This is a genomic window from Neobacillus sp. DHD-1R (assembly GCF_057747995.1).
Genome location: NZ_CM173232.1, coordinates 2,455,829 through 2,481,775 on the forward strand (window position 1 = coordinate 2,455,829; position 25,947 = coordinate 2,481,775).

At 39.3% G+C, this 25,947-nt stretch carries 20 protein-coding genes; 18 read left to right on the forward strand and 2 right to left on the reverse strand.

Features of this window, described 5'->3' with window-relative positions:
- The first annotated feature begins 60 nt into the window (after nucleotides 1-60).
- The 18 genes from AC3ANL_RS11850 (at nucleotide 61) to AC3ANL_RS11935 (ending at nucleotide 22,030) form a co-directional block, all read left to right on the forward strand.
- Complete coding sequence (locus AC3ANL_RS11850) at nucleotides 61-1,008, forward strand: VOC family protein (protein ID WP_488329402.1); 948 nt, start codon at nucleotides 61-63, stop codon at nucleotides 1,006-1,008.
- Nucleotides 1,009-1,040: 32 nt separating this feature from the next.
- The gene (locus AC3ANL_RS11855; protein WP_488329403.1) at nucleotides 1,041-1,886 is read left to right on the forward strand and encodes an alpha/beta fold hydrolase; all 846 of its coding nucleotides are present in this window, start codon (nucleotides 1,041-1,043) and stop codon (nucleotides 1,884-1,886) included.
- Nucleotides 1,887-1,931: 45 nt separating this feature from the next.
- The gene (locus AC3ANL_RS11860; protein WP_488329404.1) at nucleotides 1,932-3,110 is read left to right on the forward strand and encodes an acyl-CoA dehydrogenase family protein; all 1,179 of its coding nucleotides are present in this window, start codon (nucleotides 1,932-1,934) and stop codon (nucleotides 3,108-3,110) included.
- A gap of 240 nt (nucleotides 3,111-3,350) precedes the next feature.
- Nucleotides 3,351-4,238, forward strand: a complete 888-nt coding sequence (locus AC3ANL_RS11865) for a VOC family protein (RefSeq protein WP_488329405.1) — start codon at nucleotides 3,351-3,353, stop codon at nucleotides 4,236-4,238.
- A gap of 17 nt (nucleotides 4,239-4,255) precedes the next feature.
- Entirely contained in the window at nucleotides 4,256-6,247 is a 1,992-nt protein-coding gene (locus tag AC3ANL_RS11870) for an acetoacetate--CoA ligase (protein ID WP_488329406.1), read from the forward strand.
- A gap of 38 nt (nucleotides 6,248-6,285) precedes the next feature.
- The gene (mhpA, locus tag AC3ANL_RS11875; protein WP_488329407.1) at nucleotides 6,286-7,854 is read left to right on the forward strand and encodes a bifunctional 3-(3-hydroxy-phenyl)propionate/3-hydroxycinnamic acid hydroxylase MhpA; all 1,569 of its coding nucleotides are present in this window, start codon (nucleotides 6,286-6,288) and stop codon (nucleotides 7,852-7,854) included.
- Nucleotides 7,855-7,921: 67 nt separating this feature from the next.
- Nucleotides 7,922-8,617: a FadR/GntR family transcriptional regulator gene (locus AC3ANL_RS11880; protein WP_488329408.1), complete on the forward strand. Its 696-nt coding sequence runs from the start codon at nucleotides 7,922-7,924 to the stop codon at nucleotides 8,615-8,617.
- 31 nt (nucleotides 8,618-8,648) lie between these two features.
- Entirely contained in the window at nucleotides 8,649-9,623 is a 975-nt protein-coding gene (locus AC3ANL_RS11885) for a fumarylacetoacetate hydrolase family protein (protein ID WP_488329409.1), read from the forward strand.
- A gap of 173 nt (nucleotides 9,624-9,796) precedes the next feature.
- On the forward strand, nucleotides 9,797-11,059 hold the full coding sequence (locus tag AC3ANL_RS11890; protein WP_488329410.1) for an MFS transporter: 1,263 nt from the start codon (nucleotides 9,797-9,799) through the stop codon (nucleotides 11,057-11,059).
- A 278-nt stretch (nucleotides 11,060-11,337) separates the two neighbouring features.
- Nucleotides 11,338-11,451 (forward strand): IS3 family transposase, encoded by a 114-nt coding sequence (locus tag AC3ANL_RS11895; RefSeq protein ID WP_488329411.1) that lies wholly within the window; start codon nucleotides 11,338-11,340, stop codon nucleotides 11,449-11,451.
- 391 nt (nucleotides 11,452-11,842) lie between these two features.
- Nucleotides 11,843-13,960: a hydantoinase/oxoprolinase family protein gene (locus AC3ANL_RS11900; protein WP_488329412.1), complete on the forward strand. Its 2,118-nt coding sequence runs from the start codon at nucleotides 11,843-11,845 to the stop codon at nucleotides 13,958-13,960.
- Nucleotides 13,961-14,033: 73 nt separating this feature from the next.
- Nucleotides 14,034-15,791: a hydantoinase B/oxoprolinase family protein gene (locus tag AC3ANL_RS11905; RefSeq protein WP_488329713.1), complete on the forward strand. Its 1,758-nt coding sequence runs from the start codon at nucleotides 14,034-14,036 to the stop codon at nucleotides 15,789-15,791.
- A 23-nt stretch (nucleotides 15,792-15,814) separates the two neighbouring features.
- Nucleotides 15,815-16,447 (forward strand): isochorismatase family protein, encoded by a 633-nt coding sequence (locus AC3ANL_RS11910; RefSeq protein ID WP_488329413.1) that lies wholly within the window; start codon nucleotides 15,815-15,817, stop codon nucleotides 16,445-16,447.
- Between the two features lie 413 nt (nucleotides 16,448-16,860).
- On the forward strand, nucleotides 16,861-18,249 hold the full coding sequence (locus AC3ANL_RS11915; protein ID WP_488329414.1) for an MmgE/PrpD family protein: 1,389 nt from the start codon (nucleotides 16,861-16,863) through the stop codon (nucleotides 18,247-18,249).
- Nucleotides 18,246-19,406, forward strand: coding sequence for an acyl-CoA dehydrogenase family protein (locus AC3ANL_RS11920; protein ID WP_488329415.1), 1,161 nt, complete (start codon nucleotides 18,246-18,248; stop codon nucleotides 19,404-19,406). The genes AC3ANL_RS11915 and AC3ANL_RS11920 overlap by 4 nt, the downstream gene beginning before the upstream one ends.
- A gap of 33 nt (nucleotides 19,407-19,439) precedes the next feature.
- A complete protein-coding gene (locus AC3ANL_RS11925) occupies nucleotides 19,440-19,937 on the forward strand; it encodes a MaoC family dehydratase (protein ID WP_488329416.1) in 498 nt (165 codons plus the stop codon).
- A 20-nt stretch (nucleotides 19,938-19,957) separates the two neighbouring features.
- Entirely contained in the window at nucleotides 19,958-21,148 is a 1,191-nt protein-coding gene (locus AC3ANL_RS11930; protein WP_488329417.1) for a CaiB/BaiF CoA transferase family protein, read from the forward strand.
- A 57-nt stretch (nucleotides 21,149-21,205) separates the two neighbouring features.
- The gene (locus AC3ANL_RS11935) at nucleotides 21,206-22,030 is read left to right on the forward strand and encodes an HpcH/HpaI aldolase/citrate lyase family protein (RefSeq protein ID WP_488329418.1); all 825 of its coding nucleotides are present in this window, start codon (nucleotides 21,206-21,208) and stop codon (nucleotides 22,028-22,030) included.
- Nucleotides 22,031-22,090: 60 nt separating this feature from the next.
- Here AC3ANL_RS11935 and AC3ANL_RS11940 read toward each other — a convergent pair whose 3' ends face one another.
- Nucleotides 22,091-23,863, reverse strand: coding sequence for a hydantoinase B/oxoprolinase family protein (locus AC3ANL_RS11940; RefSeq protein ID WP_488329419.1), 1,773 nt, complete (start codon nucleotides 23,861-23,863; stop codon nucleotides 22,091-22,093).
- Between the two features lies 1 nt (nucleotide 23,864).
- A complete protein-coding gene (locus AC3ANL_RS11945) occupies nucleotides 23,865-25,943 on the reverse strand; it encodes a hydantoinase/oxoprolinase family protein (protein ID WP_488329420.1) in 2,079 nt (692 codons plus the stop codon).
- Nucleotides 25,944-25,947 lie beyond the last annotated feature (4 nt).

Here is a 25,947-nt window from a genome sequence, read left to right on the forward strand (position 1 = left end):
TGATAGTTACATAGTTAACTATTTTCAAAAATATTAAGACTTTAAGGGAGGAAAAGGAAGATGTTATTACCTGAAATTGCAAAATTAGGTCATATTGCTTTAGTTACACCGAACTTAGAAAAATCGCTATGGTTTTTCCGTGATGTAATCGGATTAGAAGAGACAGAAGAAAGAGATGGGACACATTATCTGCGTGCTTGGGGTGATTTTGAACACCACACACTTTCCCTAAGAGCAGGTAATCGGGCCCATGTTGATCATATTGCATGGCGCACAAAACGCCCTGAAGATGTGGAAAGTTTCGCTACACTTCTAGAAAAAGCGGGTACTAAAATAAATTGGGTTGAAACAGGTGAGGAGGCTGGACAAGGAAGGGCAATCCGTTTTCAAATACCAAGTAAGCATCCATTTGAAATCTATTTTGATGTTGAAAAACCAAAAGCACCTGAACAACTAAAATCTGCTTTGAAAAACCAAACCTATAAATCATGGCGAAAAGGGATATCTCCTCGAAGAATTGATCATGTAAACATAGCTACAACGGATGACCCAAGTGGAATTCATACATGGCTGTCTGAAAATCTAGGCTTTAAGATGCGTGAATATATCAAAATCCCAAATGGTCCAGTTGTTGCTGGATGGATGAGTGTAACCCCGCTGGTTCATGATATTGCCGTCATGGGTGATACAACAAATGCAGGGCCAAACCGTCTTCATCATCTGGCATACTGGCTCGATAATGCTCAGGATATTATTCGGGCTGCTGATATTTTAAGTGAAGAAGGGATAAAATTTAAAGGCCCCGGAAAGCATGGGATTTCTCAAGCAATGTATGTTTATGTGAAAGATCCAGGTAGTGGTCACCGTGTTGAATTATTTTCCAACAGTTACTTGATTTTTGAACCGGATTGGGAACCAATTGAATGGTCACCAGAAGATATGGAACAGGGGCTTACTTATTGGGGAGAAAACGCAGTTATAGGGAATGAAGAAACTACTGAAGCTTAATAGATTATATCGATGGAAAGGTGTTTAAATATATGACAGTCTATAAGATGAAGAAAGTAGATACAGGACGATTTCATACATTTTTTTGCGAAGGAGGAAATTCTCATTCAGAAACAATCATTTTCCTACATGGTTCAGGTCCTGGCGCTACATCAGAATCAAATTGGAGAGAAGTCTTACCCGCACTAACCAATCAGTATCATGTAATAGCACCCGATATGTTTGGATTCGGGAACACGGACCATCCTGAGGAACCACCTAATAGTTTCTGGGAGTGGACTCATTTACGTGTTGAACAAGTTCTAGAGTTAATGGATCATCTAGGAATTGATAAAGCTCATTTAGTAGGTAATTCCATGGGTGGCTATGTTTCTCTTAATCTTGTCATGACTGCACCTGAACGGTTTGAGAAAGTCATCCTCATGGGAAGTGCTGGGGGAGAAGCTGCGCCAACTCCTGAAATAGCTAGAATGATAGGATTTTATCGGAATCCTACCTATACTGCACTAAAAAATCTTACCAAATGGTTTGTTTATAATGAGGAAGTGCTCGGGGACCAATTAGAATCGGTCCTCAAGGAACGTTATGAAACGGTTATGCGTCCCGAAGTTCGAAAATCCTATTTGAGTAATATGTTTCCAATGAACCCTGGCGAAGCCACCATACCTCCGTCTGCGTTAAGAAGAATGCAACAATCTTTCCTATTATTACACGGAGTAGAGGATCGTTTTGTTGCCAAAGAGAGCAGCCTATCGCTTCTTCAGCATTTACCAAATGCACAACTGCACATGTTCAAAGGTTGTGGCCATTGGATTCAAATTGAAAAAAGAGACAAGTTCTTAAAAATGCTAGATCAATTTTTACACGATGAAATTTAATGGATTAACAAAATCCAGAAAAAAATGAAAGAAAGAGGTGTCATTTTGCAAAATAGAATTGTAAAGGCAGACCAAGCATTGGTTCAAAAATTACTCGATGGTGCGGAAAAAGTAGGAAGGGCAGCGGCCGAAGAATTACATGAAGCAGAGAGGAATTCTACATTTTCTGAAAAAGTGATCAATACCTTAAAAGATACCGAAATACCAAAGTTACTTTTACCAAAAAAGTATGGCGGTCCTCAAGTTGATTTTTCGACCTATACTAAAATTATTCGAACGGTTGCAAAACATAGTATTTCTGCAGCCTGGTTAACCTACTTCTATCCTCTTCATAATACTTTATTGGCATTTTTGCCGGAAAAAGGAAGGGAGGAAATAATAAATCAAGGCGGATTAATTGCGGATGTATTTGCCCCTGTAGGCAGAGCAGAAAAAGATGGAGATGGCTACCGAATTACTGGTACTTATAATTTTGCAAGTGGTGTTCTTTATGCAGATTGGATTGGTCTTGGTTTGATGATGGAAATGCCTGATAGTATTGGTCCAGAGTTCTGCATGTTCATGCTGTCAAAAACAGATGTAAAAATTGTTGAGAATTGGAATACTCTAGGGCTCAGACCAACAGGAAGCAATCAGGTAATTGTAGAGGATGTTTTTGTTCCAATGGAACGTATTGTTAGGCTAACGGTAGCCAATACAACGGGTAGACCTCCAGAGACTGACTATGATAAGGATTATCTATTCTACGATCTGCCGTATTTTGCAGCATTTTATGTTGGATTTGCAGCACTTGCCCTTGGTGGAGCAGAGCGTTTATTGGAAGAATTTAAAAAACGGACAGAAAAGCGTGTTCGAATAGAAGGAAATCTTGAAAAAGATTCACCTCGAAGCCAGAGGGTGTTAGCAGAATTGACAACAAAATTTTATGCTGCCGAAGGACTAATGGAAAGATACATTCGTTTATTAGAAACCTTTACTTGGGATAGTGGCGTTGGTGCTGAGGAATTCTTTGCGATTAGAGCAAAAATAATCAGTTTTGTTACAGAAATCACTACTAAAGTATTAACCACTCTAGGGGGGGTAGCTGTTTATAAAGGAGATACAGTAGAATTGTTTACTAGAGATTTATTAACAGTAGCCACTCATAAAGTACTTCTCTATGAAGATTCTGTTGATGCATTTGGTAAGTCATTATTTGGCTTCGAAACATTAACTCTAGGGTAAGGGTCAGGGTATCGGTATTAACATTCCTAATATGATTACCAAGTGTCAGGCTTTATGCGAGCCTGACACTTCCATATTAATAAGGAGTAATTGGAAAATATTTATTCAACAGACAACAAAATATATTGACAATTCAGATAACTAGAAATAATATAATAATTAAATAATATTAATTAATTCCAACACAGAACGCCAAAAAAGGTAAGCGATTACAAAAGTAAAAGGAGTTGATCTGTAATAATGTCAAAAGTAAAGGTATTTAAATTAAGTTTTATTGATTTCGCTACCAGGGATGTTGGTAAGTTAAAAAATTATTACACAGATATAATGGGTTATCAGTTTGTTGAGCAAGACAAGGGTGGTAAGGTGTTTTTAAGTAATGGGCTGGATCACCACAATATTATTGTCTCCCAGTCTGACAAGGAAGGTGCACAATGTTATGGCTATCAATTAGATGGTCAAATGAGTCTATCAGACGTTCAAAAACAACTAAAAGTCCAGGGAATTGACTCTGCTATTAAAACGGACGCAAAAACAGGAATCTCAGAAATTCTCGAACTGACAGATCCAGCAGGTAACTCTCTTCAATTATTTACCAAAATGGAGGAAGCGGCAATTGGATTTGGAAAAACAGGTATTATTCCATTTAAATTAGGTCATGTGGCGTTTCAAGCAAAGAACTATGCAAAGACCATTGAGTTTTATCAGGAGGCTCTTGGCTTCCATTTTACGGATATGATTGGACCAAACATAGCAAACTTTTTAACTTGTAACACAGATCATCATGTGATCAATATTGTTCAATCCAACCAAACAAAAATGCATCATATCGCCTTTCAATTAAAAGATGCCAGTCACCACTATGCCAGCTCCGATTACTTATCCAAACATGGTTATCCAATCTTATGGGGGCCTTCCCGCCATACGGCAGGACATAACATTGCCACCTACCATCATGACCCTGACCAAAACTTAGTTGAATTATATATTGATATGGACGTCTATCTCCCTGAGGTAGGAATCTTTGAACCACGACCATGGCATAAAGACATGCCTCAGAAACCAAAACAATGGGTGGCTCTTAGCTCCTGGGAAACAGAGTTTGCTAAAGATATAGCTACTCTTTAATTACTGGAGGAAATGCTATGGAAAATAAGAAATTAAAAACCCCGATCTGGCAGCCGTCTGAACAAATGTTAACACGATCCAAAATGGCGTTGTACCTAAAGTGGTTAAATGAAAAGCGGGGATACCAGTTCAACGATTATTCAACGCTTTGGCAATGGTCCGTTGATAACCTAGAAGACTTTTGGGAATCCATATGGGACTATTTCGAGATAAAATCAAGTTCTACTTTTACAAAAGTGCTTGAAAATCGAACGATGCCTGGAGCTAAATGGTTTTCTGGAGCTAAACTAAATTATGCTGAGCACATCTTTCGAAATAGCACGGATAAAAAACCGGCCCTACTTTTTCTTAACGAAGGAATGAATAAGGTAATAGAAGTATCTTGGCAAAATCTATATGAAAAAACCGTGACCATTGCATCCTATCTAAAAAAGCAGGGTGTAAAAAAAGGAGATCGGGTCGTGGCATTAATGCCTAATTTGCCGGAAACAGTCATCGCTTTTTTAGCTTGTGCAAGCATTGGAGCTATATGGTCTTGCTGCTCCCCAGACTTTGGCATAACCAGTGTAACAGCACGTTTTCAACAAATAGAACCAACATTTCTTTTTACGGTAGATGGATATCAGTTTAACGGAAAAGTTTATGATTTGAAAGATGATATTGCTAGATTGCAAGATTCATTACCCTCCATAAGAAAAACGGTTATCGTTTCCAATATTCAATCCGAACAACCTGAGTCGATTTCGGCAGATTCCATTCTATGGAATAGTATTGAACAAGTTGATGGCGAGTTATTCTTTGAGCAAGTTCCATTTGATCATCCATTATGGATTCTGTATTCTTCCGGAACAAGCGGGCATCCAAAAGCAATTGTACAAGGGCACGGTGGAATTATCATCGAGCACCTAAAAACGTTTCATCTTCATAAAAACATTTCTTCAAGCGATCGATTTTTTTGGCATACATCCACTAGCTGGATGGTCTGGAACATTACCGTTGGTTCGCTGCTTACTGGTGCGACAACGATTTTGTATGATGGCAGCCCTACTTATCCGGCAAAAGATGCATTATGGAAACTATGTGAAAAAACGAAAGCCACATTTTTCGGTTTAGGAGCAGGTTATCTCCAATATTCAAAAAAAATCGGGCTTAATCCGAAACATTATGAACTTTCAAACTTGAAGGCAATTGGCAGTACGGGTTCTCCTTTAACAGAGGATGATTTTATCTGGATATTTGACAATTTTGATGAGAAAGTTTGGCTTGTAAATTCAAGCGGCGGAACGGATGTATGCTCTGCTTTTATTATTAGCAGTCCAATCCTTCCCATTTATAGCGGAGAAGTTCAATGTAGGGGGTTAGGGGTAAACGCTCAATCATTTGATATAGCTGGAAATGCTTTATTGAATGAGGTTGGGGAATTGGTTATCACCGAACCTATGCCATCCATGCCGCTTTATTTTTGGAACGATCCTGAAAATAAACGCTATAAAGAATCTTATTTTGATGTTTATCCAGGTATCTGGTGTCATGGGGATTGGATTAGTATCAATGAGCGAGGCGGATGTATTATTTACGGCCGATCTGATTCAACGATAAATCGAAACGGTGTCAGGATGGGTACTAGTGATATCTACCGGGCTTTAGAGTCTGTTGAAGAAGTAATGGAATCAATGGTGGTAGATTTAGAGTTTTTAGGCAGACCATCATTCATGCCAATGTTTGTGGTCTTAAAAGATGGTGAACAACTAACGGATTCGATAAAAAATAGGATAAACGAAAGTGTAAAGAAATTAGCATCTCCACGTCATGTCCCAAATGAAATTTATCAAGTTAATGAAATTCCGAAAACGCTGAATGGTAAAAAAATGGAGGTTCCTATCCGTAAAATACTTCTTGGTCATAGGATCGATAAGGTTATAAATCCAGACTCGTTGAGCAATCCACAATCGCTCCCATTTTTTATCGAATTCGCAAAGTCTTTAAATAAAGAAACAGTAAAAGATTAAGAGTCAGAATTGGAGATTAGTAGAAAGGAGTGGAGCCTTTGAAAAACGATTTTGATGTCACGATTGTTGGTTATGGTCCAGTCGGAAGTATGCTGGCGATTTTACTTGGGAAAAAGGGGTATCGTGTTGGAGTATTTGAGAAATGGCCGAATCATTACCCACTTCCGCGTGCCATTGTCTATGATGATGAAATTGCTAGGATGCTAAGAATGGTTTGCAATCCTGAAAAACTCGCACAAATTACAGAAAACATTTTTGACGAATATGAATGGAGAAATGCTTTAGGTGAAACTCTCTTAAGTATTGCGTGGCCAGAAAAGGGACCTTCGGGTTTACCGATTCATAATTTTTTTAACCAACCAGACTTAGAAAAATTACTGAATGACGTTTGTCAAAGTCTTCCCACCATTAAGCTCTTTAGGGGATATAAAGCCATTGATTTTATCGATAAAAAAGATTCGGTTGAACTGATGGTAGTAACTGAGGGGGGCGAGAAAAAGAGATTTTCCTCCGATTATCTTGTTGGTTGTGATGGGGCAAATAGTATTATTCGTGAGAAATTAGATGTAGCGTTTACTGATTTAGGGTTTGCCTATACATGGTTAGTGGTCGATATTATTCCGCAAGAAAAGAAAAAAATGGAACCGAATTTTTGGCAATTGTGTGACCCAAAACGCCCGACGACGATTGTGGCAGGAGGACCAAATAGGAGACGCTGGGAATTTATGGCCCTGCCTGGGGAAACGGCTGAGGAACTAAATACGGAAGAAACGGCATGGATTTTATTAAAACCATGGGGATTTACGAAGGAAAATTGTGAATTAGTCCGTCATGCTGTTTATACATTCAGGGGTGCTTGGGCTGAAACATGGAGAAAAGGAAGAGTCATGATTGCTGGGGATGCTGCCCATTTAACCCCTCCATTTTTGGGTCAAGGTATGGCTTCAGGATTACGGGATGCTTGGAATCTGGCCTGGAAATTGGAGTTAGTTTTCCAAAATAAAAGTCGAGAAAACATCCTTGATTCATATACAAACGAAAGAAATCCCAATGTACAAGGCTACATCCATATGGGTGTAGAGCTGGGAAAGATGATTTGTGTTACCGATCCGATTGAAGCAGCCAAAAGAGATGAAGTCTTTTTATCAGGAAGCGTCGGTCCATTTCCACCATTACCTCATTTAACTACTGGAATTCTGTATGACTATTCTGATCTACCTGATTGCTTAACTGGAAGATTATCTGTACAAGGAACAGTGAAGCATGATGGAAAAGTTGGGCTATTAGATGATTTGATCGGAAGGGGATGGACGGTTATTAGTAATAATCATGATCCGAGATTTTACTTAAGCGAGAACCAGATCCAGTTTCTTCAGAATATTGGAGCACAATTTATTGAGATAACTAACGATCCCTCAAATGAAAACGGTTACTTTGATATGGATGGTGTTTTTCAACATTATTTTCATAGCAATAAAATGGATGTAGTCATCAACCGTCCGGATTTTTATGTTTATGGGTCTTCTGGTAGGATAGAAGATTTACCACAAATGGTCGAAAAGCTGCATGAACAAATGAATGATCAATCTATTATAAGGAATGGATGAATTTGACACAAAGCATATAAAATTATAATAATATTTATAGCAGTGAGTAAATCTTTTAGGAGACTATATGCATAATTTAAACGAACAATTACTAAATGATATTGGCAAACAAATTGTAAATGGCGAAATTTTACCAGGTGAGATATTACCAAAAGTAGAAGTGTTAAGTGAGCAAAGAGGTGTAAGCCGGACTGTTGTTAGAGAAGCACTTAAGGGACTGACAGCGAGAAGATTAGTAGAATCATCTACAAAAATTGGGACCATTGTACAAAATCATAAAAACTGGCAATGGTTGGATCCTGACGTTATCCAATGGGCGCTGCAGTCTCATCGAAGTCAAGAATTTCTTCAACAACTGACAGAGATCCGACTTGCGATTGAACCAGCTGCTGTCCAAATAGCGGCAATGAATGCAACGGATGAGGATATAACTAGGATTAGATGTGCGTTTGATAACTTGGAACAGTCACTTGAAAATGAGGACGAATGGGCTAAGGCAGACTACGAGTTCCATAATAGCATTTTATCGGCCTCCCATAATGTATTAATGTTTAGCCTGGTAAATACCCTGCGTAATGCACTTGTTCATAGCAGGCATACTTCTATTCCAGAGCTAAAAAAGAGGAATGATCAATACAGCGAAGAAGCGCTTTTAAGACATAAGGCTGTTATGGAAGCGGTTTGTAATCGAAACGGAACAGAAGCATATCAAAAAATGTTTGAGCTATTAACGCTCATTGGAAATTTATTTAACGAAGAGTGATAACTATTGAGGGAAATAAAGGAGGAAAACGATGGGTATTTATGTCGTACGTTTTGAAGACAAGGATAAAGTAAAGTGGGGAGTAGTGAACAATGGGCATGTTTACCCAGTAAATGAAACCTATGAATCTCTTAGATCTTTTTTAGAAAATGGTGTACCAAAAGCTAAAACAACGGCTGCTAAAGGCGAGGGTATACCCCTTAGTCAAGTGACATTACTAAGTCCTGTTACGGAGCAAGCACAAATTGTCTGCCAAGGAGCAAACTATTCCGCACATAGGGCTGAGTCGGGGCTTGATGTTAAAAGAGCACCCTATAATTTAATTTTTACGAAGGCATCCAGTTCCCTCGCCGGCCCAGGGGATAAAATAATTCGACCATCACAGGTGGAGTTATTAGATTATGAAATTGAAGTAGGTTTAGTTATTGGAACAGAAATTACAGATCAAGTAGAGGTAACAACGGAAAATATTCATAAATATGTTGCTGGTATTGTGATAACGAATGATATTTCTGCAAGAGATATTCAGTTTACACACTTTCAGTGGTATAAGGGCAAAAGTTATCGTACTTTTTGTCCAACTGGTCCTTATTTATACTTATTTGATAAGGATGAACTACCAATTATTCACAATCTGGATGTCACTTTAACCGTAAATGGAAAAGTACGTCAATCATCTAATACATCGCAACTATTATATAAACCGGAAGAAACATTAACTGAGTTATCTGGTCTGATGAATTTTTATCCCGGTGATTTAGTGTTAACAGGTACTCCTGGCGGCGTAGCAATGAAATTAACCCATGATGAAATTGATACTCTGCAGGGCCCAGCTTTCTCACAAGACCAAAAGAAAGAAACCATTTCCAAGCAAAAGAATCTTCCAGATTATTTAAAAGAAGGTGATGTAGTCCGATGTGAGGTTAAATCTCCTGATGGAAAAATAAATTTAGGCTTGCTCGAAAATGAAGTCGTTTCGTCACCAGTAAAAAGTCTAACTTATTAATCTAATCAAGTTCATTCAGTTATTTCATAGTGAAATAGCTGAATGAACAATAGGTGCAAGAAATCGTTTTAGAATTTTTTTGATAATTAAATTCTGAAAATTCTGTAATTTTTGTATGGATTATTTTTATTAGATTTTTATGAACATAAAAAATTGGTAAAGGTGGTTTTTTAATGAACACCAAGAAGTCATTTTTTAGATATGAGAATTTTACCATTATCGTTATGTTTTTTGTCTTTGGGACTGTGTTCATGGATCGTATGGCGATGATATTTCTTTTTCCGTACATTGCACCGGAATTAGGCCTCAATAACACACAACTGGGACTTGTCGCAGCCGTTTTAGCCTTATCTTGGGCATTATCAAATATCGTATTTGCCACACTTTCAGATTTCCTCGGGAAGAAAAAAATATTATTAATTTCGTTTATTCTTCTCTTTTCGGTTTCTACTTTCTTTTCAGGCTTAATCACTGGGTTCTTATCTTTAATCCTTATCCGGGTCCTAATGGGAATAGCAGAAGGTCCGGTTGTTCCACTCGTGAATTCAGCGGTAATGGCTGAATCTAATCCAAAGAGACGGGGATTTAATATGGGGTTTGTCCAAAGTGCAGGCCCATTATTCGGTGGCGCTTTGGTTCCAGTCATTGTGGTCGCAATCGCTACTTCCTTCAATTGGAGATATGCATTCTTCTTCCTTGCTATTCCTGGTGTCATTTTGGCTTTAACTTTAATGAAGTACATGAGAGAACCAAAATTAATAGATGAGAGTAGTGGCAGCACAGAAAAACCTAAACTAACGATGTCTGATTACAAGAAAATATTCAAAGTTAGAAATATAGTACTTAATATTTTAATTTCTAATTTCTTTATGATATTTTTTGCAACGATGACCGCTTTTGCTCCGTTGTTTTTACTAAACGTGGCAAATTATTCTCCAGGTCAAGCCGCTGCTTACATGGCTGTCCTGGGAGTAGGTATGTTTCTTTGGAATTTACTTGGACCGTGGATTTCCGATCGGATCGGAAGAAAACCTGCGATGCTGCTTTACACCTTAGTTTCTATTTTAATACCGATTTCCGTCATGGTCTTGCATAGTAACTTTATTATGTTATTAATTGCTACAGTTTTTCTTACTGCTGGAATGGGATATCAGCCTCTTTCGTTAGCAATAATTCCAGCAGAATCCGTACCTAGGCCTCTAGTGGCATCTGCCATTGCTGTCATTGTGTGTGTTGGTGAAGGAATAGGCGGGACAGTGGGACCAGTTATTTCGGGCATACTAGCAGATAAGTACAATTTATATGCTCCATTGTGGGTCGTATCCATTGCTTGTGCTATTTCTTTCCTACTTGCGATAGGAATTAAGGAGACAGCGCCGGTTAAATTAGCAAATAGACAAACCATCAATATTGAAACGGAAATCAAACCTATATAATAAAAGCTAATTTAATGGCTAGCTTATATGCCATTTACCTTAATATTACATTTTAGAATATCACAACAAAAAGGGCTTCCTTCAATGTACTGCACCCGAAAAGTTAGATGAAATCTAACTTTTCAGGTGTATTTTTATGGATAAATATAGCGAACAATTTAAGTAAATGGTCGTTAGAGAGTATCAAAAGGAAAATTATCATATGATCTCTTGGCGGAGAAACATAAAATGAAGAACAGCTCTCCTATGGAGAACTTTTTGGGATACTTAAACAAAAAATGTATTACGGCGAAGCACTGTGCCCATTTAAAGAGAGAATTGAAGAATATATCCATTATTATAATAATAAGCGTTTAAAGCAAAAATTGGCAGGCATAAGCCCGGTTCAATAGAAATAAAATTCTTTCAGAACTAATAGGAGATAATTCGGCTAGTCATAATCTTGTGTTTAAATATATGTTTAACGTATTGTTTCATTAATTTAGAGAATGAAACAAAATGAAACGTTACAATTTGAAACTAGCAATTTTGTCTGCTAATCATTATGACAATTTCTGAAGAAAGGATAAAATTATTTATAATAGTTATCGGAATTTATATGTTTTTCAGTCAAGTTACCTTATTTTTTAACTATGATTAAAATCTTGGCATAAAACTTGCTTTATTATAGGAAAAGGGGAAAATTGTTTTTTTGCTCAAGGAGTATATAAGAGATTGACTATAAAAGTCTCCCTACTTATTGAGATCCTTTTTTTGGTCAAAAACATTAAAGGAGGAGAGTAAATGAAAATAGGTGTTGATGTTGGTGGGACATTTACAGATTTAATTTTAATGGATTCAAAAGAAGGAAGATCCATTGTTCATAAAGTCCCTTCCACTCCAAAAGATCCATCGGAAGCGGTTATCAAGGGTGTATTCGAAATTTGTGAAATGGCAAATATTAATGCTGGGCAAATTGAGCAATTTTTCCATGGAACAACTGTTGCGACTAACATCGTTCTTGAGCATAACGGTGCTAGAGTAGGTATGTTGACAACGGAGGGATTCCGTGATGTTTTACATATAGCAAGACACAAACGACCCTACAATTTCTCTCTCTATCAAGACCTCCCTTGGCAAAAATACCCACTAGTTAAAAGAAGAAATCGATTGGTTGTTTCTGAGCGTATAACAGCAGAGGGTGAAGTGTTAATTCCTCTCGATGAAGAAAAGACAAGGGAACATATTCGCAAGCTTAAAGAGGCAAAAGTTGATTCAATTGCGGTCTGTTTTTTGTTCTCTTTTAAAAATCCACAGCATGAAAATCGAGTAAAAGAAATAATCCAAGAAGAATACCCTGAAGTATTTCTTTCCATTAGTAATGAAGTTTTACCTCAATATAGAGAATATGAACGGTTTAGTACCGTCGCCTTAAATGCATTTATCGGACCAAAAACGAGCAAGTATATTCGAAAACTTAAAAGTAACCTTAAAAATATGGGGGTTAAGGCTGATTTGCACCTAATGCAATCAAATGGTGGAATTGCAACCTCTGAAATGGCAGCTGAAAAACCAATCAACCTTTTATTATCAGGCCCAGTTGCAGGTCTAATCGGTGGAATAAAAGCAGCACAAAATGCCGGTTTTAAAAATGTTATTACATTGGATATTGGTGGTACATCAGCGGATATTGGTGTTTCACCAGGTGGTGAAATGAGAATGCGTCATTTACTGGATACACGAATCGGTCAATATAACGCGATGATTCCAATGGTTGATATTGATGCGATTGGTGCTGGCGGCGGTTCTATTGCATTCGTAGATGAAGGCGGTATTTTCCGTGTTGGACCACAAAGTGCTGGTGCTGATCCAGGTCCTGCCTGCTATAACCGAGGTGGAAAGTTGCCAACTTCTACAGATGCAAATGTTCTCTTAGGAAGAATCCGTGGGGAAAACAAATTCGCTGGAAGTTTGGAAATTAGACCAGAGTTATCTGAAATCGCTTACAAGAAGCAGATTGCCGACAAGCTAAATATGACTCCACTAGATGCAGCAGCGGGTGCGTTAAAAATCATGACTCATAACATGGTCAATGCAATTGAAATGAATAGTGTCCGTAAAGGGTATGATCCCCGTGAGTTTACATTAGTAGCCGCAGGCGGTGCAGGTCCACTATTCGCCTGTGATATTGCAGAAGAGTTAAATATTCCATATGTAGTCGTTCCTCCTTTTCCAGGGATTACAGCTGCTACTGGTTTATTAGCATCGGATATAACCTATGAACAGGTCTCCACCGTTTGGAGTTCTTTAAAGTCCGGAAGTATAGAACAACTCCGCGATGAGTTTAAAAAATTGGAAGAGCAAGCAATCGCATCCCTAAAATCAGATGGAATGAGTGATGATAATATTATCTTGAAGCGAGTATGTGATTGTAGATATGAGGGTCAGGGGTACGAATTACGTGTTGATGCACCTGAAGGTGAGATTAATGAAGAATGGGTTGAAGAAGTTATAGAAGCCTTTCACACTGTACATGAGAGAGAATATGCTAGTAAGTTTGAAGATCAAGATGTACTAGCTATAAACATCCGTTTAATTGGTATTGGGGTAGTAACAGATGATCATAACTTGGCCCCTCAGCCGCAAGTGTTAAAACTTGATCCAAGAAACGTGACGAGAGCGCCTGTGTATTTTTGGATGAATGATCGATTAGAGGAAGTTGAAACCTCCTTCTACAATCGCTCTGATATTCCTTTTGGAGAAATATTGGTTGGACCAGCCATCATACAGCAGAAAGATAGTACCACTGTTATTCCACCTTTATGTGAAGCCAGCTTTGATAATTATGGTAACATCGTAATTAATATGAAAGAAAAAAATGCGAAGAAGAACGAAAAACTAGTTGCAGTTGCTGAAAGCTAATAAAGAAATTATTTTCTGAACTTAGTTCTGTTAATTAAAATTGCAGGTGAGAGGGGTAAGAGTTTTGGGGAAAATGAATGAAAAAAATATTGATCCCGTAACATTAGGTGTTATTGCAGGTTCCTTAAATTCTATTGCAAAAGAAATGGCACTCGTACTCTATCGAATGGCATATTCTAGTATTATTCGTGAATCTGAGGACTTAGGTGCAGGTTTATTTGATGAAAATGGGAATGAATTATGTGAAAGTGATTCATCTCCAATGCACATTGGGTCACTTCCTGGTTATATTTCTGGAATTAAACATTTTCTCAACGACGATATACAAGATGGAGATGTCATTCTCCATAATAACCCTTATTATGGAGCATCCCATACTCCAGATTTAGCTATTATTGTTCCAATTTTCTACAAAGGAAAGCTTGTAGCCTATGCAGCGAATACGGGACATGTATTAGATGTTGGCGGGATGTCTCCAGGCTTAATGGTGGATGTGGTCGATGTCTTTGCGGAAGGTAAACATTACAACGCACTTAAGCTTTATAGCAAAGGTGAGAAAAATGAAAGCATTTGGAAGCATGTTTTAGAAAATGTACGGACCCCTAAAGAAAATAAAGGGGATATTGAGGCCATGATTGCCTCAGCTCGCTTAGGAAGAAAAAGATATATAGAATTAATTGAACGGTATGATTTGGAAACAGTTAAGTCAGCAGAGAAACGATGGATGGATTATTCAGAACAAATGTTGAGAAAAGAAATCGAAAAACTTCCTGATGGTATTTATAAAGCTCCAACCGGATGGCTTGATGATGATGGACGAAATTATGGTGTCCCATTAAGAATTGAAACGAGTGTCGAAATCAGGGGAAGTGAAATCATAGTTGATTTAACAGGAAGCTCTCCTCAAGTAGAAACTGGCTATAATGTTCCTTTTTCTGGGTCGACACTTCCCGCTATTTATACAATTGTCCGTTCCATTCTATTAGACGAAGCGAATTCTGAGGTTTTTGTACCTCAAAATAGTGGAATCTTTCGACCTATTAAAGTAATTGCTCCACTTGGAACCATTTATAATCCAAGATTCCCAGCCTCTTGTTTTGCGAGGTTTAACCAAGTAAACCGTCTCGCAGATCAGGTGAATTTAGCCTTTTCGCAAATCTTGCCGAATAAAACAACCGCCGGAAACTCAGCACATATTCATGCTAATTCCTATGCTGGTGTAGAACCAGAGTCGGGTGCCTATTGGATTAGTATTGAGATTAATGAGGGATCGTATGGTGGAAGAAACGGCAAGGATGGATTAGACGGTGTTGATACATTGGTTGCTAATACTCGAAATAACCCGATTGAAGAGTTAGAAATGAGAACGCCAATGCGCTGCCATCGCTATGAGTTGAGAGAGGAAGAACCAGCTGCTGGACAATGGCGTGGCGGTATTGGGATTGCAAGAGAATGGGAATTTTTCACTAATACCTTATTTACTGGCGAAGGCGATCGTCATTATGACCCGCCAAAAGGAGTATGGCAGGGGCAGGATGGAAAAACAGGTGCGTTAGTATTAAATCATAATACTGAAAAAGAGCAAAACCTTCATGCAAAGGTAACCAATTTTAAAATCAATGAAGGCGATCGACTGCTTATTAAGACGCCAAGTGCTGGAGGATATGGCAATCCATTAGAAAGAAAGCCTGAAGAAGTCTTTGAAGATGTTCTAGATGAATTAATAAGCAGGGAGACAGCACATAGTGTTTATGGAGTGGTGATTGCGCCAAACGGCGTTATTGATTTACAAGCAACTCAGAATTTACGAAAAAAAATAATAAATAGTTAACAAGTAGAGAGAGGGTAGAAAGCATGTCTTCATCACAGCCAAATAATGCTTACCAAAAAGCAGGGTATGGTCATGGGAATGTGGGTATAGGAGAACGGCCTGCCATTCTAATTGTTGATTTCCAGAAAGCATTTACCAGTGAAGAATCTCTAATAGGGGGAAGTCCATTAATAACAGCAGCCGTTACTAAAACAAAAGAGTTAATAACACTTGCCAGGCAGGAAGAGCTTCCTATCATTCATACAGTAGTCGGTTATCGTGAAGATCAAAAAGATATGGGGCTATGGCCCTTAAAGGTTAGTACCCTGGCAAATGTTACACTTGGATCTAAATGGGTAGAAATAGATGATGCATTAGAAGTAAAACCCGAAGATATTGTCATCACAAAAAAGATGCCATCTGCGTTTTTTAACACAGATCTAACCAATATCTTAATTAGCAGTCGTATTGATACGTTGATTATAGCTGGGTGCACTACAAGTGGGTGTATCAGAGCTACAGCAATTGATTCGTTTTCCTATGGATTTCGTACGATTATTGCGGAAGAATGCGTGGGTGACCAAGGAATAGAGCCTCATCGCGCAAATTTGTTTGATATTAATAATCGGTATGGCGATATTCTATCTAACAGTCAGATTATCAACCATTTTACTTAAATTCTATTATTCCAAATGAGAGCATCCATAGAACACAACAGCTGTGAAAGTCGCTTATTTTTTAAGCGGCTTTTATTTTTGGCAATCTCTAAAAAGCAGCTTGCACTTTAAAACATTTTCCAGCGGGAAACCCTCTTGTTTACAATATCAATCAATGGTCGCAGGGTACGTTTAATTAAATGTTTCATCAACTTTAGAAAATGAAACAAATGAAACGTTTTTTGTCTAGGAAGCAGATTAAGTAATCAACCATCAGATAAAATTCGGAAAATAAATTAAGGAAATTCCTATATTTCAAAAGATCTAAGACAACAATTAGAACTATTCCGTGATAGTTAATTAAGTTGGCATGGAACTTGCTTAATAAGAAGTAAGCACAGTATTTTAACATTTTGATTACGAGGAGGAAGAAAATGAAAATCGCTGAATCTTTAGCAAACATGATTCATGGACTACAATTTAATGATTTAAGTCAAGAGGTTATCGACAGAACGAAATATTTAACATTAGACTTTGTCGGTTTAGCAGCACGAGGGAACCACTTCGAATCCAGTCAACCGATCCATGACTTCATTCGTTCGCACGGGGGACAAGGAAACGGGGTAGTCATTGGGGCCGAGGAATTAAGTCCATTACCACAATATGCAGCGCTGGCAAATGGGGCTGCCTCACATAGCTTAGAGCTTGATGATGTAATTAATGAAGCTTCTTTGCACCCAGCTGTTGCTGTTTTTCCGACGGCTTTTGCACTTTCCGATGCTTATGGGAAGTCAGGGAAAGATTTAATTACTGCCGCGGTTATTGGTTACGAAGTCATGGGGCAGCTTGGGAAAGCGCTTAATCCAACAAGTGTTTATGCACGTGGATTCCATCCGACAGGCGTAGTTGGTGCATTTGCTGCAGCAGCAACAGCTAGCAAACTGATGGGACTGACAGTTGAACAAACCGTCAATGCTTTAGGGATCGTTGGCAGCCAAGCGGCCGCATCGATGGAATTTTTAAATACCGGCTCCTGGACAAAACGACTTCATCCAGGTTGGGCCGCTCACAATGGGATTATTGCAGCAGAACTCGCCAAAGCTGGCTTTTCAGGCCCTAATTCAATAATTGAGGGAGATAAGGGATTTGCAAGGGCATACTCCAATGATTTTGATCCTAATTCCTTGAAAGCGGTTTATTCAAATGAGGATAACTTTATCTTAAAAACAAGTATTAAGCCACATGCCTGCTGTCGTTATAAGCAAGGTCCGCTAGATTTAGTACTCGATATTGTTCATACACATGATTTAAAAGCAGCTGATATTAATAGAATCAATGTTTATATTGTTCAAACAGGACTTCCGATTGTAGCATTGCCAGAAGATGAGAAGCGGAATCCTCAATCTTCCGTTGATGCACAATTTAGTATGCACTTTGGTGCAGCGGCAGCTGTCCTCTACAGAAAAACTTTACTAGAACAATATGATGATAAAGTGGTCACCCTGCCAGAAGTAAAAGAAATGATGAATAAAGTGTATTGCTTCAGAGGTGAAGATTTAGAGAAGGAATTCCCTACAAAATGGCCTGCTCGAGTCGAGATTGAAACAACTAAGGGTTCATTCTCCGCTAGAATTGATTTTCCTAAAGGAGACCCGGAAAATCCATTATCTTGGGATGAAATGATAACAAAATTCAATTATGTTACTGCTCCTGTTTTTGATGAAAATCAACAAAAAAATTTAGTCAAGGGTGTCCGTACGATTGAAGAATTAGCGAAAGTCAGCACGTTATCTGTTTTATTAAGAGGAGGAATTTATGCATGAGTTTATTTACCCTAGCTCCAGATAAACAACAAGTACTTGATCTTGTGAAAGATTTTTGTAAAAAAGAAATTGCCCCTGTGGCAAGCAAGTTGGACCACGCTGATGAATATCCCCATGAAATTGTTGAAAAAATGAAAGAATTGGGTTTCTTTGGATTAACCATTTCGGAGGATTACGGAGGTTTTGGCGTTGACTTTGTCACCTACGCGCTGGTGATTGAAGAAATTACTCGTAATTGGATGAGTGTTGCAGGGATCTTAAACAGTCATCTAATCATGGCTTATATCGTTGAAAAATATGCAACAGAAGAACAAAAACGCAAATTCCTTCCCAAGTTTGCTACGGGTGAGTGGCGTGGCGGCTTAGCGCTTTCGGAAGCAGAGGCAGGTACAGACGTTCAGAACATGTCAACTAAGGCTGAAAATATCGGTGAGCACTATATTGTAAACGGAAGTAAGATGTGGATCACAAATGCTCGTTATGGAAATACATTTATTTTAGCTGCTAAAACTGATTCAAAAGTTCAGCCTCGCTATAAAGGAATTAGCTTGTTTTTAATCCAAAAAGGCGGCGAAGGATTTGAAGTCCAGCGTGATATTGATAAGTTGGGCTACAAAGGAGTAAAAACATGTGAAATCACGTTTGAAAATTTCCGCGTCCCAGCTGATCAGTTAATCGGCGGTGAAGAAGGAAAAGGTTTTAAACAGGTACTTGGCGGCCTTGAGTTAGGTCGTGTTAATGTGGCAGCGCGCGGGGTTGGTTTAGCTCGTGCCTCCTTCGAAGATTCGATTAAATATGCTCAGGAACGTAAAACATTTGGTGTTCCAATTTGTGAGCATCAGGCGATTCAATTAAAGCTGGGTGAGATGGGAACGAAGCTTGAAGCAGCACGCTTATTAACTTTAAATGCTGCCACTAAGCTTCAAAATGGCGAACGTTGTGATTTAGAAGCAGGAATGGCCAAATTATTCGCAACCGAAGTTGGATATGAACTTGCGGGTGAAGCAATGAGAATTCACGGCGGCTATGGTTATACAAAAGAATTTAATATTGAAAGATATTACCGCGATGCACCGCTCATGCTGATTGGCGAGGGAACAAATGAAATGCAGAGGATCATCATTAGTAAAGGATTAGTTCAAAAATATAAAATTTAATTTTTTTATTTAATTTGAGGAGGATATAAATTTATGGCAGAAATTCATACACCGTTTGGAAGAGTATACGAGGATTTTAATGTAGAAGACGTGATTATGCACTGGCCTGGAAGAACGATTACTGAAGCGGACGATATGATGTTTAGTTTACTTGCGCTTAATCAGCATCCGCTTCACATCGATGCCCATTACGCATCGCAAACACAATTTAAACAAAATTTAGTAAATGGCACGCTGGTTTTTTCGATTGCGGTTGGAATGACAGTTAACGATATTAGTGGTGCAGCAATTGCCATGCTTGAATATGAAAATATTAAACATTTAAAACCAACATTCCATGGAGATACTCTTTATGCTAGAACGAACATTCTAGATAAGTGGGAGACAAGTAAAAATGACCGTGGTATCGTCTATGTTGAAACGCGAGTTAGTAATCAACATGGTGACGATGTAATGAGCTATAAACGGAAACTATTAGTTCCTAAACGAGAATATGCACCTCGTCCACATACACATAGGAATAATTCATAAAGTCCTTTAAAGGAGGGAAAATGATGAGACCACTTGAAGGAATGAGAATTATTGCTGTTGATCAGTACGGGGCTGGACCTTACGCCACACTTCACCTGGCCGATTTAGGTGCGGAAGTGATTAAGATTGAGGATCCTGGTACAAAAGGTGATGTTTCACGCTATGTCATTCCATTTTCTGAGAATGATGACAGTTTATTTTTCCAATCACTTAATCGTAATAAAAAGAGTATCTCTCTGAATTTGAAATCAGCAGAGGGAAGAAGAATGTTTGAGGAACTTGTTAAAAAATCAGATGCAGTATTCAATAATCTGCGCGGTGATGTCCCTGAAAAGCTGAAAATTAATTATGAAAATCTTAAACACATAAATCCGAAAATTGTCACCTGTTCTTTATCCGGATTCGGTACCACGGGTTCAATGGCGAAGGAACCTGCTTATGATTATTTGCTCCAAGCGATGAATGGACATATGAGCCTGACAGGTGAGCCAGGCGGACCGCCATCTAAATATGGGTTATCGATTATTGACTTTTCTACGGGGATGATGGCTGCGTTAGGATTAATGATCGGAATCTATCAAGCTCAAAATCAAGGGGTGGGAGCCGATGTTGATGTTAGTTTATTTGATACCTCGATATCTGTGTTAAACTATCTGGCAATCTGGCATTTAAATAAAGGTTACGAGCCTGTTCGGACCGCCAATTCTGCCCATCCAACCCTTGTGCCGTCCCAACAGTTCCCAACAAAGGATGGTTATGTGGTTGTCATGTGCAATAAAGAGAAGTTTTTCCCAATCCTCTGCGAAGGTTTAGAAGTCCCAGAGTTGGCAAGTGATGAGCGGTATAAAAACTTCCAAGCTCGTTTTAATAACAAGGAAGAGTTACTAGAAAAGCTGGTTTCTCTTTTCCAACAACAACCCACCGAGTACTGGCTCGAAAAATTAAAGGGAAAGGTGCCAATCGCCCCTGTGAATACAGTAGAGGAAGCACTGAAGCAGCCTTTGGTTGAGGAACGGCATATGATTGTTGAAGTTGAGACGCCAACGTTTGGTCCAGTGAAGATGTTGGGAACACCTATTAAACTATCAAATGATAAACAAGAGTTTCAGGCGGGGCCAAGTTTAGGTCAGCATAATGAAGAAATTTATGGTGAATTACTTGGCTATGACTCTGAATATATTGAGCAGTTAAAAAATTCTGGAATTATTTAATATAAAGAAGGAGTAGAACATATGTCTCTACTCCTTCTGTTTTAGGAGATGAGAAGAGTGGGAGAGGTTTATTTATTTGCTCCAGGAAATAGTGGGAGAAAGATCCAAAAGGGGCTAAATATCGAAGCGGACGCGGTAATTATTGATCTTGAAGATGCCGTACCCGCTGAAGAAAAAAATATAGCTAGAAAACTGGTATACGAGATTTTAAACGCGGAAGAATTAATTACGAATAAAGCTAAGCTTTACGTCCGTATCAATTCGCATAAGACGCCATGGTTTTTTGATGATCTACAAATGGTCAAGGAACTGAAAAGGTTAGCTGGAATTATGATTCCAAAGAGTGAGGACAAAGCCTCAATCACGCTCGCCGCGGAGCTATTAGGGAGAGAGTTAGAGATTATTCCGTTAATAGAGTCAGCAGCAGGGGTGATGAATGTGGAAGCAGTATTAAACAGTCACCAGTCTGTCCAGAAGGTCGCCTTCGGTTCTGTTGATTTTGCCTTAGATATCGGGGTGGATTGGTCAGAGGAGGGGATAGAGCGCGCTTATGCCATGTCTAAACTAGCATTATCGTCAAGAGCATTAGGGGCTGCTCCACCCATTGATGCCGTCTTCCCAGTCATAAATAATAAGGAAAGTTTTATTTCTGATACGAAAAAAGGGAAGCAGCTTGGCTTTTATGGAAAAATGGTGATTCACCCGAAGCAAATTGATTGGGTCAAGGAAGTATATACACCGACTGAAAAACAAATTGAATGGAGCAGAAAGGTGATTGATGTCTTTGAATCTGCCAGCCATTCGGGGGCTTTGGACTTAGAAGGGAAGTTAATCGATCGGCCTGTATATTTACTAGCGAAACGGTTAATTGCTGCAAAATAAGTAAAGAATTAAAAAGCGTCGGTACTTCAGCAAATAGCTGTAGTACCGACGCTTTATCTTTTATTTTGTTACTTCTACAGGAGCTGAAATAGGGCGGGTTTTTTTCGTTTCTTCGATATCAATCTTTTTGCCTTTAATCACGACACCGTAATCTTCGCGTGCCTGCTCCAAGCTAATTAGCCCATCTAGATAATCATTAAGTACCTTATTCACATCCCGTTCCATTGGATTGCCATATCCGCCGCTTGTTACCCCATAAATTAAGAGGCGGTCGCCTTTATCAAAGGTAGCAGCATTATTCTTGGAGTATAACTTTTCTTTTTCGCCATTAGAATGGACTTTATAAAAGGCACCAGGTGATCCAGGCTTCCCGCCATGTACGCCTGGCGGCGGGTCAATCTCACTATGCCGTTCCGATTCGGTGGTAATTACCGAAGGTGTCAAGAATTCATACTCACGAACAGCACTCGTACCGCCGCGGTATTTTCCTGCTCCAAATTTCTCTTCAATTAATTCGTAGCGATAGAAACGGAATGGAAGGTGAAGCTCAAGCTCTTCAATAGGCTGGTTTTTAATGTTTGCTGATAAGCAATCAACCGCATCCATGCCGTCCTTGCCAGGTCTTCCTCCATACGATCCTTCATCTACCTCAATGGTAATCCAATAGTCACCATTGTCATAGGTTCCACTCATATACATTCCATTTAATTGTGCACTGTTTCCTGCCGTAGCCCGATCTGGCATAACAGGAGCTAAGGCCTGAAGAATCAGGTCGGCCACGCGGTTAGCAGGGCAGAAGCGAATTTGTGTAGCAACAGGAAATTTAGGATTAAAAATAGTTCCTTCTGGTGCAACAACCTCAATCGGACGGAATCCGCCCGAGTTAGCCGGTATATATTTATCGGTTAAATATGTGTCCAGTAATAAGGATCTAAATAAGCTGTATACCGCAACACACGTACTTCCTTCAAATGGGGTGTTTAGCGCATTTGGACGCTGTGGCGGAGCTTCAGATAAATCGACTGTTATATTACTACCCTCCACAATGACCTTCACGCCGATTTTTTCTGGTTGGTCGCGATGGATGCCATCATCATCTAAATATCCCGCCGCGTAATATTCTCCGTCTGGAATTTTTTCAATTTCGGCACGAAGCATTCTCTCAGAGTAATTAATCAGCTCTTCAGAATAGAGTTTAACCGTTTCGATGCCGTATTTATCGATTAATTGTGTATAGCGCTTCACTCCGTATTGAGCCGCTGCGACCTGGCATTTTAAGTCGCCAACTACTTCTCTAGGGGCGCGTGTGTTCCCTTCAATAAAGTGCCACATATCATCACATTTGACACCGGATTTATAGAGAAAATTAGCATTGAAAATTCGTCCTTCACTGAACATATCAAAAAGATCCATCGAGCCGCCCGGCTGTGCACCCCCGATATCAAGTGCATGGGCCGTGTTTCCTGAAAAACCTACGAGCTCATCGTTATAAAAGATAGGGGCAATGACACCTAAATCTAGTGAGTGGCTCGCACCTAAATACGGATGATTATGAATTAATACATCACCAGGCTGCAGCTCAACGCCCCGTTCTTTTAACGTTTTTAAAGCACCGCGGGTATAGGCGACTAATGAGCCAACGTGGAACGGAGTGTTATCGGATTCCGCAATTTCTTCTCCGTCGAGATTGAGAATGGCACACCCCATATCTTCAGACTCACGAATGATAACAGAATAGGAGCTGCGCACCAATTTATAGGCCATTTCTTTTGCAATACTATCTAGCTCACCGCCAATAATCTGCAATAATACTGGATCTAGAACTTTGCTCATCTTATGAATTCACTCCTTTTCTAGTTAACTTAATCGTAGAATCATATAATACTTCACCCTGCCAGTTAGGTTTAATTACCACTGTGCTATCTAGTGTGTTAATGATGGCCGGTCCTTCTAAAATATATCCTTTAGGAAGGTCCGCCCGTTCAAATTGAGATACTTCATATTCCTGATAATTCTTCGGTGTTCCAAATACCGCTCTAGTGATCTTGGAAGCGACAACGGATTGGTCCGATAATTCATCGACATTTGAAACGTCTAAGTCTGGCATCACCCCTACAGTTTGCACGCGAAGATTAATAATCTCGATTGGATTTCCTTCAAAGGCAAATCCATATGTTTCATTATGCGCCTCATCAAATTTCCTTTGAATTTCTGAGCGCCAATTGTCAGTAAAACCATTAAATTCAATCGACAATTCATACCCTTGTCCGGCATAGCGGCAATCTATTTGTTGAATGGTAATGGTTTCCCGCTTTTCCTTGCCTTGCTGGCTGTCTTTTTGAATTTGCTGTTCCGCTTCCATAATCATTTCACGGTAATATTGGCTGATTCTTGATTCTTCTGCCGAATCAAGCAAAACGCCAATGGTTCGGATATAATCAAACTTTAAGTCGGTCGATAAAAGACCCATTGCTGAAGTTATCCCTGGTGCAGGAGGAACAAGAATCGTGGGGATATCAAGCGCATCGGCCACATCACAACTATGAAGTGGACCTGCACCGCCGAAGGCTACTAAAGCAAACTCACGTGGGTCGTATCCTCTTTGAATTGAGTGGAGACGTATCGCCTTTACCATGTTGGCATTCATGATTTCAAGAGTTGACAGGGCGGCTTCGTTTAAGTCCATATTGAATGGTTCACAGATCGAACTTCCCATTGCTTTTTCCGACAGTTCTTTTTGAAGCTTAATTCTGCCGCCAAGGAAATTGTTAGGATCGATTCTGCCGAGCACCACATTTGCATCTGTGACTGTAGCTTCTGTACCACCGCGATTATAGCAAGCTGGTCCAGGTTCGGCACCAGCACTGCGAGGACCGACGTTAAAACCGCCGCCGCTATCTGCCCAAGAGATACTTCCGCCTCCAGCCCCAATCGAAATAACATCAAGTTGAGGGAATAAAACCGGATATCCAGCGATTTGACAGTTTTGGAAATCAATTTCTAGCAACTGCTCTGGAATCACAGTGATATCTGCTGACGTTCCACCGATATCTAGCCCGATTAATTTTGTGTGGTTATGGAGATTCCCAATAAATTGGGTGCCAATTACCCCAGCCGCCGGTCCTGACATTAAGGTAGATACCGGTTTTGCAGAGACACCTTCAATACCGCTAATACCGCCATTTGATTGCATAATTAAGATTTCCGCCCCACAGCCAATCTCCTTTAAGCCTTTTTCTAATGATTTCATATAGGATCTCATTTTCGGCTTAGTAAACGCGTTGATGGCGGTCGTTGTAAAACGCTCAAACTCGCGGTATTGTGATATAACCTCGTGAGATAGGGAGACCTCAGCCTCAGGATAATACTCAGCAATCAGTTCCCCTACACGTTTTTCATGTTGTGGATTTAGAAATGAGAATAAGAATGCTACAGCAATTGACTTTACACCATCGTCTTTAAGCTCTTGAATCACTTGAATGACATCGCTTTCATCCAGTGGAATAAAAACTTCTCCTGGAGGAATAATTCTCTCTTTTACTACCTTACGATATTTTCTTTCGATCAGTGGTTTAACCTGGAAGGGGATATCCTGCATGATGGAAAAATTATGTGGTCGTCTATGTCTGCCGATATGAAGGATATCTCTAAATCCTTCTGTGGTGATTAGTCCTGTCTTGGAACCCTCGTGCTCAATCAGTGCATTTGTTGCAACCGTTGTTCCATGTAAAAACATATCGATATCGCTCGGCTGAACACCAGCTTTATCACAAATTTCTTTTACCCCTTGAATTATTCCGATCGACTGATCGGCTTTGGTAGAAGGAACCTTGTGATATACATGTTTCTGTCCCACACCGGTCAGAATTAAGTCAGTATTTGTACCTCCAACATCTACTCCAACTCTAATCATCGTA